We start from the raw sequence: 12,876 nt of genomic DNA on the forward strand, positions 1-12,876 counted from the left end.
GCGGTAAGCGCGAGCACGACCGTGATCGCCATCGGATGGAAGGTTTTGCCTTCGACGCCCTCGAGCGCGAAGATGGGCAGATAAACGGCGGTGATGATGATGATGCCGAAGATGCTCGGCTTGATCACCTCGGCACTGGCCGAGGCGACGAGGCCGAAGCGTTCGTCGCGATCGAGCAGGCGCCCGAGCCGATGTTGCGCCTCGCCAAGCCTGCGGAGACAATTTTCGACGATGATGACGGCCCCGTCGACGATGAGGCCGAAGTCGAGCGCCCCGAGGCTCATCAGGTTCGCCGATGTCCGCGTCTGGAGCATGCCCGTCAGCGTCATCAGCATCGCGACCGGAATGACCGCCGCCGTGATCAGCGCCGCCCGGAAATTGCCGAGAAGAAGGAACAGGATCACAATAACGAGAAGCGCGCCCTCGGCGAGGTTCTTCTGCACGGTCGAAATAGTCCGTTCGACGAGCGCGGTGCGATCGTATAGCGGCTTCGCAACGACGCCCTTCGGCAAGGCACGCGAGGCTTCGACGAGGCGTTCGGCCGAGGCTTGCGCGACGACCCTCGGATTCTCGCCGATCAGCATGGAGACCGTTGCAAGAACGACTTCCTTGCCATTTTCGGTCGCCGCGCCCGTGCGAAGGCCCGAACCGATCGCGACATCGGCGACGTCGGCGATCCGGATAGGAACGCCGCCGCGGGTGGTGACGATGATCTGCGACAGATCGCGCTCATTATTTGCCTGACCCGGCACGCGGATCAGTATCTGTTCGCCGCTGCGCTCGACATAACCGGCGCCGCGGTTGGCATTATTGGCCTCCAGCGCGGTGACGACATCATTGAGCGAGAGGTTGAGCGATGCGAGCGAGGCCGGGTTCGGCGTCACATGATACTGGCGGGCATAGCCGCCGATCGTGTTGATCTCGGCGACCCCCGGGATCGTGCGCATCTGCGGCCGGATGACCCAGTCGGACATCGTTCGGAGGTCTTCCGCCGTGTAGGGCGTGCCATCCGGCTTTCGTGCGCCCGGTTCGGCTTCGATCGAGAACATGAAGATCTCGCCGAGGCCGGTGGAAATCGGCCCCATTTCGGGCGCCATACCGGGCGGCAGCTGCCCCTTTGCGGCCTGGAGCCGCTCGTTGACCTGCTGGCGCGCGAAATAGATATCGGTTCCGTCCTCGAAGACGACGGTGACCTGGCTCAGGCCGTAGCGCGAGATCGACCTGGTGTAGCTGAGGCTCGGAATACCCGCGATCGCGGTCTCGATCGGATAGGTGATGCGTTGCTCGGACTCGAGCGGCGAATAACCTTCGGCCTTGGTGTTGATCTGGACCTGGACGTTGGTGATGTCGGGAACGGCATCGATGGGCAATTTGGTCGCGCTCCACGCGCCGATCGCGCACAGGAGCGCGGCCACCGCGAGGACGAGCCATCGCTGCCGGATCGAAAAGCCTATGGTTCTGGCTAGCATATTATCCTGCTCCCCGATCAATGGTCGTGGCTCGCGCCGGACTTTTCGATGTCGGCGCGAACGAGGAAACTGCCCTTGGTGACATAGGTGGTGCCGGGCTTGATGCCCGACAGGACCTCGGTCCATTCGGGTGACGTGCGGCCGAGCTTCAGCATCCGGACCTCATAGTCCTGTCCGAAATTGGCATAGACCACCTTGAAGTCGCGGAAGGGTTGGATTGCCTCGGTCCGTACCGCGAGCGGCACCGTGACGGGATTGACCATCACGCGGCCCCGCAGCGCCATGCCGGGCCGCAGGGTCCCCGAACGGTTCGGGATCGTCGCGCGGATCAGCGCAGTGCCGGCCTCGGCGTTGCCGTCGGGCAGGAACTGTCCGAGCGGTGCGGTCGCGATCTCGGCGCCGTCCTGCGTCTCCACGGTCACTCGCATGCCCGGACGAATAATCGCGAGGTCGCGGGGGAAGATATTGAAGACGACGGTGGTCTGCGCCGGATCGGTCACCACATAGAGCGCGCGCCCGTCGGTGACGTCGCCGGGATTGGCGTTGCGCTCGGCAACGACCCCGCCGACCGTCGCATGCACCGGATAGACCTGGAGGCTTTCGCTCGATTCAATGCGTGCGAGAAGTTCGCCGCGGCGAACCGTGTCGCCCACCGCCTTTGTGACCGAGACGACGCGGCCGGGGAATTGACCGCGAATTTCGGAACGGGCCGTTGGCGACAATTGGACAGTGCCATAGAGTTCGCGCCTCTCGCCGACCGTCGCCGGTCCGACGACGGCGGTCTCGATGCCGCCGGCCTTGGCGGCGTCGGCCGCGATCCGCGTGCGGCCCTCAGGGTTGGCATATTTCCAGACGTGGCGTTTGCCGCCAGTCACCGCGACGACTTCGACATCGAAGCTGTGCGGTTCGGTAACGACGCCTTGCCCTGCCAGGAACTTGCCCTGCGGGCGGAAGGTGAAGCGATCGACGTCGCCGCCAAGCCGCGTGAGCGTGATCGCGAGCTGGACTTCCTTGGGATCGACCGGCTTCCCGTCCCGGGTCGCAAAAACTCGGAACTGCGGCTCGGTGCCATTCTCGAAAATCGTGATTTCGACAGCGAAATCGCCATTTTTGAGCAATTTGCCGCCATTCGGGCCCTCGGCGTCTTCTTCGCCTTCGCCCTCGGCGTGGCTCTCACCTTCTGCATGTTTGTCTTCGCCTTCGGCTCCGCCGCCGCAGGCAGCGAGCGGGACGGCAAGGAACAGCGCCGCTGCAGCGGCGGGAAATGGAAACTTCTTCATGGAATATTCTCCGCAAGGGGAGCCGCATCGAAGCGGCCGGTCAGGCGATCGATTTCCGCGAGCAAATCGCGGTAGCGCGTCATGGCCTCGGCCCACTGACCCTGGATCTGGATGATGACGTCGGCGGCATCCTGCACATCGGCGAACAGGAAGCCGCCGCGGGCATAGCCTTCGCGCACCTGACCGAGCGTCTTCACCGCCTTGGGATAGACGTCGTTCATGATGCCCTCGGCCCGCACCCGTGCGGCGTCGGCATCGGCGCGCAGCGACGCGAGGCGCCGCAGTCGTTCGAGGCGGCTCGCCTCGGACTGGAATTCGAGCTGCCGCCGTTCGGCCTGCGCCCGGGCGATATTGCCCTGGTTGCGGTCGAAGCGTCCGAGCGGGATCGAGATTCCGCCGAGAACGGCGACATCATTGGTCTCGCGAAGGAAGCGAGTGCCGCCCGACACCGTATAGTCCTGGTGCGCGCGGCTTTGCTCGACGACAACCTGTGCCCGGGCGCGATTGACGGCGGCGTCGAACACCGCGGCATCGGCTTCGGCCAGCGGCGGATCGCGCGGATCGGGCTTCTCGATACCCTCGGCGATAACGAGGCTGTCGGGAGCGCCGCCCCAGAAGGATACGAGCAATGCTCTTGCGGACTGCCGTTTGGCTTGGGCTTCCTTCAGTGCCAGCTCGGCTTCGAGAATGCGGGCATCGGCGCGGGTCTCGACGAAGAGCGGATCCTTGTAGCCGCGCATGCGCCGGATCGCTTCGGTGCGCATCTCCTTTTCGAGTTTGACGCGATCCTCTGCGATCCAGACCATCTGCTCGGCGATCTGGACGTCGATATAGGCGCGCTGCACTTCCTGGGCGATATCGAGCCGGACGAGCCGCCACTGCGCCTCGGCGAGAACGACCCCGCGTTCGGCAAGCGCCATCCGCGCCTCCCGCTTTCCGCCGCGTTCGAGCGGCTGCGAATAGGTGACGGTGAGTTCCGATTGCCGGAACAGGCCGTAGCCGCCCGTCCCGACTCCATTTTCCATGTCGACCGACACGGTCGGATTGGGTCGGACGCGAGCTTGCAGTTGGCCGGCGCGCGCGGCGTCGACCCCCGCTTCACCCGCTCTAAGCTCGGGCGATGCGGCAATGGCCCGCTCGACCGCCTGGTCGAGCGTTAGCGGCTGGGCCCACACGGACCCCGCCAGCAGCGCAGCCCCGGCCAACAGGGCGGCGCGCATATGGATATGCATAAATGATCACTCCTGAACGGTTCGACTGAGCGCAGGCCGGGAAGGGCCGCGCGGCAGGCGTCGTTCAGGCGAGGGGAGGGTTCAGGGGAGGCGCGAGGGCGCGCGAAGCGAGGCGCATCGCGGGCAGCGCGAAGTGCAGGCCGCCGGAAAAACAGGACAGATCGTCATGACCCGAAAGGGCCTGATCGGATGCGACCGGGCAATTATGGTGGCTGCCGTGGAGGTCCGCGTCCTGCTGACCTTTTTGCGTGTCCTTGTCCGACGCATGGCCCGGCTCGACATGGTGCGAAAGATGGGAATCCGTTGCATGGTGCGTCATGCCCGCCATGGCCGGTGCAGCATTGTGGAGCCCGCTGAGCAGCAGGATCAACACTAGCAACAGGCGAAGGGGAGCACCGGACATGGTCGGGCCCCTAACAGCGAATGGCTTGTTCCGGAAGTGCAAATCCGGATCAGTCCGTTCGGCCATCGCGTTCGGCCGACAACCGCGCCGTCTCGATCAACGCTTCGAGGCTCGTCGGCATCGGCATGGGATTGAAGGCGCTCACCCGCGCGCGTCCATTGTTCCCCGCAGGAAGGCGGCCGGTCAGCGAGCCGAGTGGGACAAGCAGAAGCCGCATCGCCTGTCCGGCGGCTTCACGGCTATCGCCGAGTTCAATCGCATAACGGAACATGTGCCAGTGGGAGGCAAGATGCGCGCCCATATAGGGCTGGCTCAATATATGTTCCCATTCCAGCGCCTGCCACGCCGCGGCTTCATTTCCGATTCGGCGTGCTTGGCAAAACAGGCGATATTGATCGCGCAGTAACGGCTCGACGACGGCCTTGCTCACGGGCTTTGCTGTCGGTGGCATGATGCTCTCTTTCCCCTTTTTCCCACGGCAGACTTTTGCACCCTGTAGTAGATAAAGGGTCAAGCCCTCATGTTGTAGCCCGACGCCTTGCCGAGCGATTCCCGATCTACCGCCTTGCGTCGAGGGAAGGACGTCGCTCGAACGCCGATTGTCACAAACGAAGCAGAAGCGAATAGCGATTACGCTAAAATAAGACTGAATGAAAATCTGAAATATATTGTAATTAATGCGATATTGTTCGGGCCGATATCTTGCTCTACTGGCTGTCATTGTAAGTATAGGTAGCCTGGTTTCACTGTTCGCTTATAGGAATGTGATAACATTACGGGGTCGGTTCGGGCGATCAGGGCGTGCCGCCGAAGTTGATTGAAAATCTTCTACTTTCCACCGCGCCGGTTCGATGCTAGGGGCCGGTTTCAATGCGACGGGTGATCCTCTTCCTCCTGACCCTTCTCCTTGCATCCGGAACGGTTGCGGGGTCGCTCGCACATGCGACCGAGGATCGGGCCGGGGCGAGCCTTTTCGTGGCGGCGATCGAGGCGGGCTGCGTTTCCGCACCGGCGATCGAAAGCGCCGAGGTCGACAAGAAAAAATCCTCTCCCGGCGAAAAGCGGCAGATCCCTGCCGCTGCTCATGGTTGCCATGGCCACCACTCTGGCGTCCCGGCGGAGGCGCTGTCCGCAGCGACCGAAACCCCTGCTCCCGAGGCGCATACGCGCATCCTGACGGCCGCCTTGCCACCCGTCGCCTATATCAGGACGTTCCGCCCTCCAATCGCCTGACGCTCTAGGTCCGCGCGCGCCCTTCGCGTACGCTTCTCCCTGGAAACGTCAGGAGTCTCTTTTTCATGAAATCCATAGTTGTCGCCGCGGGTCTCGCGGCGCTCGTTGCAGGCGCAAATTCCGCGCCCGCCGCTGCCCAGTCGGCAGCGACGGAGCTGGTGGGGCCGCCGTCTTCCGCACGCGAAGCCGTACGTACCGGCCCGCTTCCAGCTCGATTGTCCCTCGCCCAGGCGATGGAGGAAGCCGACGCGCGTTCGCCGCGCGTGGTTGCCGCCGAAGCCGAAGTGGAGGCCGCTCGCGGTCGCCAGCGTCAGGCGGGCTATCGCTTCAACCCCATCCTCAACGTCGGTGTAGAGAATTTTGCGGGCACCGGACCCTATTCGGGCCTGAACGGTCTCGAAACGACCGTTTCGGTAAACCAGCGCCTCGATATCGGCGGCCGGCGCCGTGCGCGCATGACGCTCGCCGACGCCGAGTTTCTGTCCGCGCAATATCGGCTCGAAATTGCCCGTGCGGATCTCGCGCTAGAGGTTCGCAACCAGTTCGCGACCGCGCTTGCGGCCCGCGACGGCCTGGCGCTAGCGCGCGAGAATGAAACGCGCGCGCGCGAACTCGTCCGCGTCGCGCAGGCAATGGTCGACACCGGCAATGAGCCGCCGCTACGTGCCTTCCGTGCCAATGCGGCGTTGGTCCAAGCTACCGCCGAACTTCGCACCGCCGAGGCTGAAGAGCGAACGGCGCGCCGTTCGCTGGCAGCGCTCCTTGGTGGTTCGGTTGCGCCAGCCGAACTGGTCGAAGGGGACCTCTGGGTGATGCCTGCCTCGGTGGACTCGCTGGCTACGCTCGACGTGCGGCTTGCCGAGACTGACCGCCTCATCGCCGAAGCTCGCCTCCGAGGGCAGCGCGCCGACGGTCGCCTCGACCCGTCTGTTGGCTTCGGAGTGCGGCAACTTCGCGACACGGGCGATCGTGCCCTCATTGCGAATGTCTCGGTGCCGCTGCCGATCTTCGATCGCAATCGCGGCAACATCTCGGCGGCCAAGTCCGACGTCGCTGCCGCCATCGCGCGGCGGGAAAATGCGGTCGTCAACGCCGAGGCAGAGATTGCCAATGCGCAGGCCGAACTCGAAGCCGCCGAGGCCCGCCTCGCGGCGCTCGAGGGCAGCGGGATCGAGCAGGCGCGCGAAGGCGTCCGGCTCGCCGAGCTCAGCTACCGCGCCGGCAAGTCCTCGCTCGTCGAATATATCGACGCGCAGCAGGCATATGCGGCGACGCAGGCGGAGTTGATTGCGGCACGCCAGGATCGCGCCGAAGCCCGCGCCATCTTGTCCCGTCAGGCGGCCGCCGATGGCGATGCGGATCATCAGCCATGAGCGCGCCGGCCCTTTCAGTGGGCGGGGGCGTCTTCGCCGCCGTCTTTCCAAGTCAACAGGGGTGCGCCGCCAGCCGGCGTGCGAACCGCATCAACAGCGGAGATAGAATATGATCACCAAGGACAAGCGCCTCCTCGGCACGGTCGCGGGCGGGATGCTACTCGCCGCCGTTACTGGCTTCGGCGTTGCACGCTGCACCGCCGATCCGGCACCCGCGCCGACAGCCGAAGGCGAAACGGAAGCGGCGAGCGAAGCTCTTCCGAGCACCCTCGCCATCTCGCCGGACGCGATCAAGGCTGCTGAAATCGGCGTCGAGACGATCGGTGCTGGCGGGCTCGGCTCGGAAATCATCTCGCAGGCGACCGTTACCGCCGCGCCGAGCGGCGAGGCGATCGTCACCGCCCGCGCGGGCGGCGCGGTCACCCGCCTCTTCAAGCGGCTCGGCGATCCGGTTAGCGCCGGTGAGACGATCGCGATCGTGCAAAGCCGCGACGCCGCCCAAATTGCGGCCGAACGGATTGCCGCCGATGCGCGCTCGACGCTCGCGCAGAAGAATCTCCACCGCGAGAAGACCTTGTTCGACCAGAAAGTGTCGGCGCGCGTCGATTATGAGCAGGCGCAAGCCGAAGCCGCGGCCGCCGCCGCCGAAGCGCAACGCGCGCGTGCGGCAGCGAGCGCCGCGCAAGTGACGCGCGATGGCAGCAGCGTCATCGTGGCAAGCCCGATCTCGGGACGGATCACGGCCGAGAACGCCAGCCTTGGCGCCTTCGTCCAACCCGAAACCGAATTGTTCCGCGTTGCCGATCCCAGCAAGGTGCAGATCGAGGCCGCAGTCGGCCCGGCCGATGCACAGCGACTCTCGCCCGGAGACCGTGCGATCATCGAGCTCCCCGATGGCCGGACGATCGATGCCCGTGTGCGGGCTGTGACCCCCGGCCTGTCCGGCGACACGCGCTCGGCAACCGCCGTGCTCGACGTGCCCGGGGCGTTGCAGCCGGGGCTTGCGGTCAGGGTGCGTCTGCTTCCGAGCGGTGGCGCCGCGACCACTGGCCCCGCAACGATCGTGATCGCCGACGAGGCGCTCCAGACACTCGAAGGCCGCGAGGTGGTGTTCGTGCGCACGAAGCAGGGCTTCCGAGCGCAACGGGTCACCGTCGGCCAGCGCAGCGCCGGCCGTGTCGAGATCCTCTCCGGCCTCAAGTCAGGCCAGATCGTCGCGACCAAGAACGCATTCCTGCTCAAGGCCGAACTCGGCAAGGGCGCGGGCGAGGAGGAATAGACCGTGATCGCGAAACTGATGGCGCTATCCGTCCGCGCGCGCTGGGCGGTACTCTTTCTCTTCCTCGTGATAGCCGGGCTCGGCGTCTGGCAGCTCACCAAGCTGCCGATCGACGCCGTCCCCGACATCACCAACAAGCAGGTGCAAATCAACACGATCGACCCGCGTCTTTCGCCGGTCGAAATCGAGAAGCTCGTAACCTACCCGATCGAAATCTCGCTGGCGGGCATTCCGGGGCTCGAGACGACACGCTCGATCTCGCGCAACGGCTTCAGCCAGGTGACGGCGATCTTCACCGATGAAACCGACCTCTATTTCGCGCGCCAGCAGGTGGGCGAGCGGCTTCTCCAGGCGGGCGAAAATCTTCCCGACGGGGCGCAGCCGCAGATCGGTCCCGTGACCACGGGTCTCGGCGAGGTCGTCATGTACACCGTCGGCTACAAAAATCCCGACGGGAAGGGCGCCAAGAAGGTCGCGGACCAACCCGGCTGGCAACCCGACGGCAGCTACCTGACCCCCGAGGGCGATATCCTCACCGACGAGATTGCCAAATCGGGTTATCTTCGCACCGTCCAGGACTGGATCGTCAGCCCGCAGCTCAAGTCGGTCGGCGGCGTCGCCGGCGTCGATTCGATCGGCGGCTATGCCAAGACCTTCGTGGTCGAGCCCGATCCGACGCGGCTCACCAGCTACGGCATTTCCTACAGCGAGCTCGGCGAAGCACTCGAACGCGCCAATCTCGCGGTCGGGGCCAACTATTATAACCGGGCGGGCGAGGCCTATCTCGTGCGCGTCGATGCGCGCGTCCGTTCGGTCGATGAAATCCGCAACGCCGTCGTCGCGACGCGCGGCGGCGTGCCCGTCACGGTCGGACAGCTCGCCAATGTGAAAATCGGCGGCGACCTCAGAACCGGTGCGGGCAGCATGAACGGCAAAGAGGCGGTGATCGGCACCGTGCTGATGCTGATCGGCCAGAACAGCCGGACTGTCGCCGAAGACGTCTCGGCTAAGATTGCGCAGGTGTCTAAAACCCTGCCGCCCGGCGTCGAAGTGAAGGTGGTGCTCGACCGCGCTAAGCTGGTCAATGCAACGGTCGGCACGGTCGAAAAGAACCTCACCGAAGGCGCGGTGCTCGTGGCGGCCGCGCTCTTCTTCCTGCTCGGCAACTGGCGCGCGGCGATCATCGCGGTGCTGGTCATTCCCTTCTCCTTCCTGATGATGGCGATGGGCATGAACGCGTTCCGCGTGCCCGGTAACCTGATGAGTCTCGGCGCGCTCGACTTCGGTCTGATCGTCGACGGCGCGGTTATCATCATCGAAAACTGCCTCGCCAGATTGGCGCACCGGCAAGAGCATGAAGGGCGTTTGCTCAATCTTCGCGAACGTCTCGAGGAGACGATGCGCGCCAGCCAGGAGATGATCAAACCGACCGTCTTTGGGCAGGCGATAATCCTGCTCGCCTTCGCGCCGCTGCTGATGTTCACGGGCGTCGAGGGCAAGACCTTCTCGCCGATGGCCATCACCATCATGCTCGCGCTCGTTGCCGCCTTCATTCTCGCTATCACGCTGGTTCCGGCGCTTGTCGCGCTGATGATCCGCGGCAAGGTTGCCGAGAAGGAAGTCTGGGCAATCCGCAACTTGAAGGAGCGCTATCTGCCGCTGCTCGACAAGGCGATTGCCAAGCCCTGGCCTTTCATCGCCGGCGGCTTTGCTTTCTTCCTCCTCGCCATCCCGGCGTTCGGCCTGCTTGGCTCGGAATTCATTCCGCAGCTCGATGAGAAGAATATGGCGCTCGCCTCGACGCGCGTGCCGTCGGTCAGCCTCGAACAGTCGCTTGCGATGCAGCGCAACGTCGAGACAGCCATCTCTAAATTGCCCGAGGTCGAGCTGATGTTCTCGAAGACCGGTACAGCCGAGGTCGCGACTGATCCGATGCCGCCGAACATCTCGGACGGTTTCATCATTCTGAAACCGCAAGACCAATGGCCCGTCGGGGTCGATTCCAAGGCCGACGTCGTCGAGCGCATCGAGAAGGCCGCTGGCGGCCAGCTCGGTCAGCTCTACGAGGTCAGTCAGCCGATCGAGCTTCGCTTCAACGAACTGATTGCGGGTGTCCGCGGCGACGTCGCGATCAAGCTCTATGGCGACGACCTCGACAAGATGTCGCTCGCCGCGAACGAGATGGTGAAGGTGCTCCAGGGCATTCCGGGAGCGGGCAGCGTCAAGGCCGACCAGGTCGGCGGGGCTCCGATGCTCGACGTAACGCTCGATCGCAACGCGATTGCGAGGTACGGCCTGTCGGTCCAGGAAGTCGCCGACACCGTGTCGGCAGCGCTCGGCGGGCGCGAATCGGGCCTGCTCTATGAGGGCGACCGGCGCTTCGACATCACCGTGCGCGTTCCAGACGCAACGCGCGTGAATCTCGACGATATTCGCGCGCTTCCTGTCCTCCTTCCTTCGGAAGGCGGCAATCGCGGGCAGATACCGCTCGCGCAAGTGGCGCAGATCCGGCTGACCGAAGGACTCAACCAGATCAGCCGCGAGAATGGCAAGCGGCGCGTCGTCGTGCAGGTGAACCTCGAAGGCCGCGATGCGGGGTCCTTCGTGACGGAAGCGCAGGCGAAGATTGCCAATGTGAAGCTCCCGGCGGGCTATTATCTCGAATGGGGCGGGCAGTTCGAAAGCCTGCAGGCTGCATCGAAGCGGCTTTCCATCGTGGTTCCGCTCTGCTTCGCGGGCATTTTCATCCTGCTCTACATGGCGCTCGGCACCTTCGGACGCGCGACCGCCGTGTTCCTCGCGGTGCCGCTGGGCCTCGCGGGCGGGGTGTTCACCCTCGCGCTTACCGGGATCAACTTTTCGGTGTCTGCGGCGGTGGGCTTCATCTGCCTTGCCGGCGTCGCGGTGCTCAACGGTCTCGTCGTCATGACGGCGATCCGCGAGCGGCTCGAGAATGATGTCCCGCTCACGGAGGCAATCCGCGAGGGTATGACCGAGAAGATGCGTGCGGTGATCATGACCGGTTTCGTGCCCGCGATCGGCTTCGTGCCGATGGCGATCGCGACCGGAACCGGCGCCGAAGTGCAGAAGCCGCTCGCGACTACCGTCATCGGCGGCCTCATCGCGGCGACCATCCTGACGCTTCTCGTCCTGCCCGCGATCGCCAAGGTCGTACTCGGAGCCGACTGGCAGCCGAAGTTCCTCAAGCGGAAAGCGGAGCCGGCCACCCAGCCGGCTACGGAATAGGGAGATAATGTCATGACAAAAGCATCCAAGCTCTTGCGCATCTACACTGACGAATCCGCATTCTTCGGCGACCGGCGAGCCTTCGAATTCATCGCGGAACTTGCGCGGCAGCAGAAGCTCGCGGGCGTAACTGTCCTTGAGGCGGTGCTCGGCTTCGGTCGCTCGGCGCATCTCCATCGCCGCCACGCGCTGGAGAATGACCGGGCGGTCGTGATCGAGATCATCGACGAAGAGCAGCGGCTCCGCGATTTCGCGGCGCAACTGGGGGAGATACCCGATATCGGACTCATCACCCTCGAAGCTGTCGACATCCTCGGCGGCAAATCCGCTGCGGAGCCTCCCGATGTTCAGAGCTGACCGGCAACTTGCCGGTTTCCACCGCGGCGCAGGCCCCCGGCCTGCGTCGCGGACCAGCTTGCGCGAGCGAGGAGGTCTCCGATGTTCTCGGTAGGCACCTCGCTCCGCTTGCCAGTTCCGATCGGTCGCGTCTGGCGTCTTCTCGTCGATATCGACCGATATGGCGACTGGCACCCGACGCTGCGGTTCACCGACCGCTCGGGCGACGACGAGCGACTGGGCTATGTCTATTCACCGCGCGGCAAGCGGGGTCCGGAATTTGCCTCCGAGGGGCGCATCACCGCTCTCGACTGGCTGACCGGTTTCTCGTGGCGGACAGGTACGCGCGGGCTGCTCGTCATTGAGGAAAGCTACCGGCTCGAAAAGCTTGGGCAGGGGGTGGAGGTTACGCATCGTATCGAATGCGCGGGTCTCTTTTCGTGGCTCGGATACCCCGTTCTTCGACGGGTTTGCAGCGTTTTTCTCAAGCGCTCTAACACGGCGCTTGAACAGCAACTCCGTCGCACGACGGTTCAGTCCCGATACGCCCGGCCTCGCGGGCGGCGCGCTTGAGGGACAATGAGATCTTGGCCGCCGGGAGCCCTTGGCTCCTTGCCCCCGCCACCCGGTCGAGGGTCACTGGCGGTCAAGGAGGTGCGGGAGTGGGTCGCGTCCCACCAAGACTCCCGCACCTCATCCTTCCGGGAGGGCCGGACATTGCCTGACCCTCCCGGATCAGATGGAAAAAAGGATTGCATCATGAGTGATCAGCTGCGGCTCGATATTCCGCTTCTTCTCCCCGAGGTCGCCGATACTGCCGACCGCTGCGTCGCGCGCCTTACGAGTGAGCTCGAAGGACGCGAGGGGGTCGACAAGGTCCATGTGATCCGCACCAGCGACGGCTCGCCACCGCAGCTCTGCATTCATTATCGGCCGGATATCCTTCCGCTCGAACGGGTGCGGCAGCTGGCGCGTAGCGCCGGCGCCGAGCTCACCGGCCAATATCAGCATCTCTTCTGGGACGA

At 64.6% G+C, this 12,876-nt stretch carries 11 protein-coding genes and 1 pseudogene; 7 read left to right on the forward strand and 5 right to left on the reverse strand.

The window, feature by feature from the left end; translation table 11 throughout:
- The 5 genes from WC597_RS16660 to WC597_RS16680 all read right to left on the reverse strand — a co-directional run.
- A partial coding sequence (locus WC597_RS16660) for an efflux RND transporter permease subunit (RefSeq protein ID WP_372695136.1) occupies window positions 1-1,469 on the reverse strand: 1,469 nt, incomplete at its 3' end.
- 17 nt (window positions 1,470-1,486) lie between these two features.
- Window positions 1,487-2,749 carry an efflux RND transporter periplasmic adaptor subunit gene (locus tag WC597_RS16665; RefSeq protein ID WP_372695138.1) on the reverse strand — a complete coding sequence of 421 codons (1,263 nt, stop codon included), beginning with the start codon at window positions 2,747-2,749 and terminating at the stop codon, window positions 1,487-1,489.
- Entirely contained in the window at window positions 2,746-3,981 is a 1,236-nt protein-coding gene (locus WC597_RS16670) for a TolC family protein (RefSeq protein ID WP_067179737.1), read from the reverse strand. The genes WC597_RS16665 and WC597_RS16670 overlap by 4 nt, the downstream gene beginning before the upstream one ends.
- 64 nt (window positions 3,982-4,045) lie before the next feature.
- Window positions 4,046-4,384 (reverse strand): hypothetical protein, encoded by a 339-nt coding sequence (locus WC597_RS16675; protein ID WP_372695140.1) that lies wholly within the window; start codon window positions 4,382-4,384, stop codon window positions 4,046-4,048.
- Window positions 4,385-4,433: 49 nt separating this feature from the next.
- On the reverse strand, window positions 4,434-4,898 hold the full coding sequence (locus tag WC597_RS16680; RefSeq protein ID WP_372695142.1) for a DUF3703 domain-containing protein: 465 nt from the start codon (window positions 4,896-4,898) through the stop codon (window positions 4,434-4,436).
- 356 nt (window positions 4,899-5,254) lie between these two features.
- On the opposite strand from WC597_RS16680, the gene WC597_RS16685 reads away from it, so the two are divergent.
- The 7 genes and pseudogenes from WC597_RS16685 to WC597_RS16715 form a co-directional block, all read left to right on the forward strand.
- Entirely contained in the window at window positions 5,255-5,617 is a 363-nt protein-coding gene (locus WC597_RS16685) for a hypothetical protein (protein WP_372695144.1), read from the forward strand.
- Between the two features lie 65 nt (window positions 5,618-5,682).
- Window positions 5,683-6,990, forward strand: a complete 1,308-nt coding sequence (locus tag WC597_RS16690; RefSeq protein ID WP_372695146.1) for a TolC family protein — start codon at window positions 5,683-5,685, stop codon at window positions 6,988-6,990.
- 109 nt (window positions 6,991-7,099) lie between these two features.
- Window positions 7,100-8,269 carry an efflux RND transporter periplasmic adaptor subunit gene (locus tag WC597_RS16695; protein WP_372695148.1) on the forward strand — a complete coding sequence of 390 codons (1,170 nt, stop codon included), beginning with the start codon at window positions 7,100-7,102 and terminating at the stop codon, window positions 8,267-8,269.
- Window positions 8,270-8,272: 3 nt separating this feature from the next.
- On the forward strand, window positions 8,273-11,515 hold the full coding sequence (locus WC597_RS16700) for an efflux RND transporter permease subunit (protein ID WP_372695150.1): 3,243 nt from the start codon (window positions 8,273-8,275) through the stop codon (window positions 11,513-11,515).
- A gap of 12 nt (window positions 11,516-11,527) precedes the next feature.
- A complete protein-coding gene (locus tag WC597_RS16705) occupies window positions 11,528-11,872 on the forward strand; it encodes a DUF190 domain-containing protein (protein WP_067179753.1) in 345 nt (114 codons plus the stop codon).
- A gap of 81 nt (window positions 11,873-11,953) precedes the next feature.
- Entirely contained in the window at window positions 11,954-12,424 is a 471-nt protein-coding gene (locus WC597_RS16710; RefSeq protein ID WP_067179755.1) for an SRPBCC family protein, read from the forward strand.
- A gap of 186 nt (window positions 12,425-12,610) precedes the next feature.
- Window positions 12,611-12,876 (forward strand): annotated as a pseudogene (locus WC597_RS16715) (heavy metal translocating P-type ATPase); the annotation flags it as partial.

Origin of the sequence: Brevundimonas sp., from assembly GCF_041648115.1 — a bacterium.
GTDB lineage: Bacteria > Pseudomonadota > Alphaproteobacteria > Caulobacterales > Caulobacteraceae > Brevundimonas.

Excerpts from the sequence above, each read along its gene's own strand:
- WC597_RS16665 (WP_372695138.1), bottom strand. The coding sequence starts at position 2,749 with ATGAAGAAGTTTCCATTTCCCGCCGCTGCAGCGGCGCTGTTCCTTGCC.
- WC597_RS16670 (WP_067179737.1), bottom strand. The coding sequence starts at position 3,981 with ATGCATATCCATATGCGCGCCGCCCTGTTGGCCGGGGCTGCGCTGCTG.
- WC597_RS16675 (WP_372695140.1), bottom strand. The coding sequence starts at position 4,384 with ATGTCCGGTGCTCCCCTTCGCCTGTTGCTAGTGTTGATCCTGCTGCTC.
- WC597_RS16685 (WP_372695144.1), top strand. The coding sequence starts at position 5,255 with ATGCGACGGGTGATCCTCTTCCTCCTGACCCTTCTCCTTGCATCCGGA.
- WC597_RS16690 (WP_372695146.1), top strand. The coding sequence starts at position 5,683 with ATGAAATCCATAGTTGTCGCCGCGGGTCTCGCGGCGCTCGTTGCAGGC.
- WC597_RS16695 (WP_372695148.1), top strand. The coding sequence starts at position 7,100 with ATGATCACCAAGGACAAGCGCCTCCTCGGCACGGTCGCGGGCGGGATG.
- WC597_RS16705 (WP_067179753.1), top strand. The coding sequence starts at position 11,528 with ATGACAAAAGCATCCAAGCTCTTGCGCATCTACACTGACGAATCCGCA.
- WC597_RS16710 (WP_067179755.1), top strand. The coding sequence starts at position 11,954 with ATGTTCTCGGTAGGCACCTCGCTCCGCTTGCCAGTTCCGATCGGTCGC.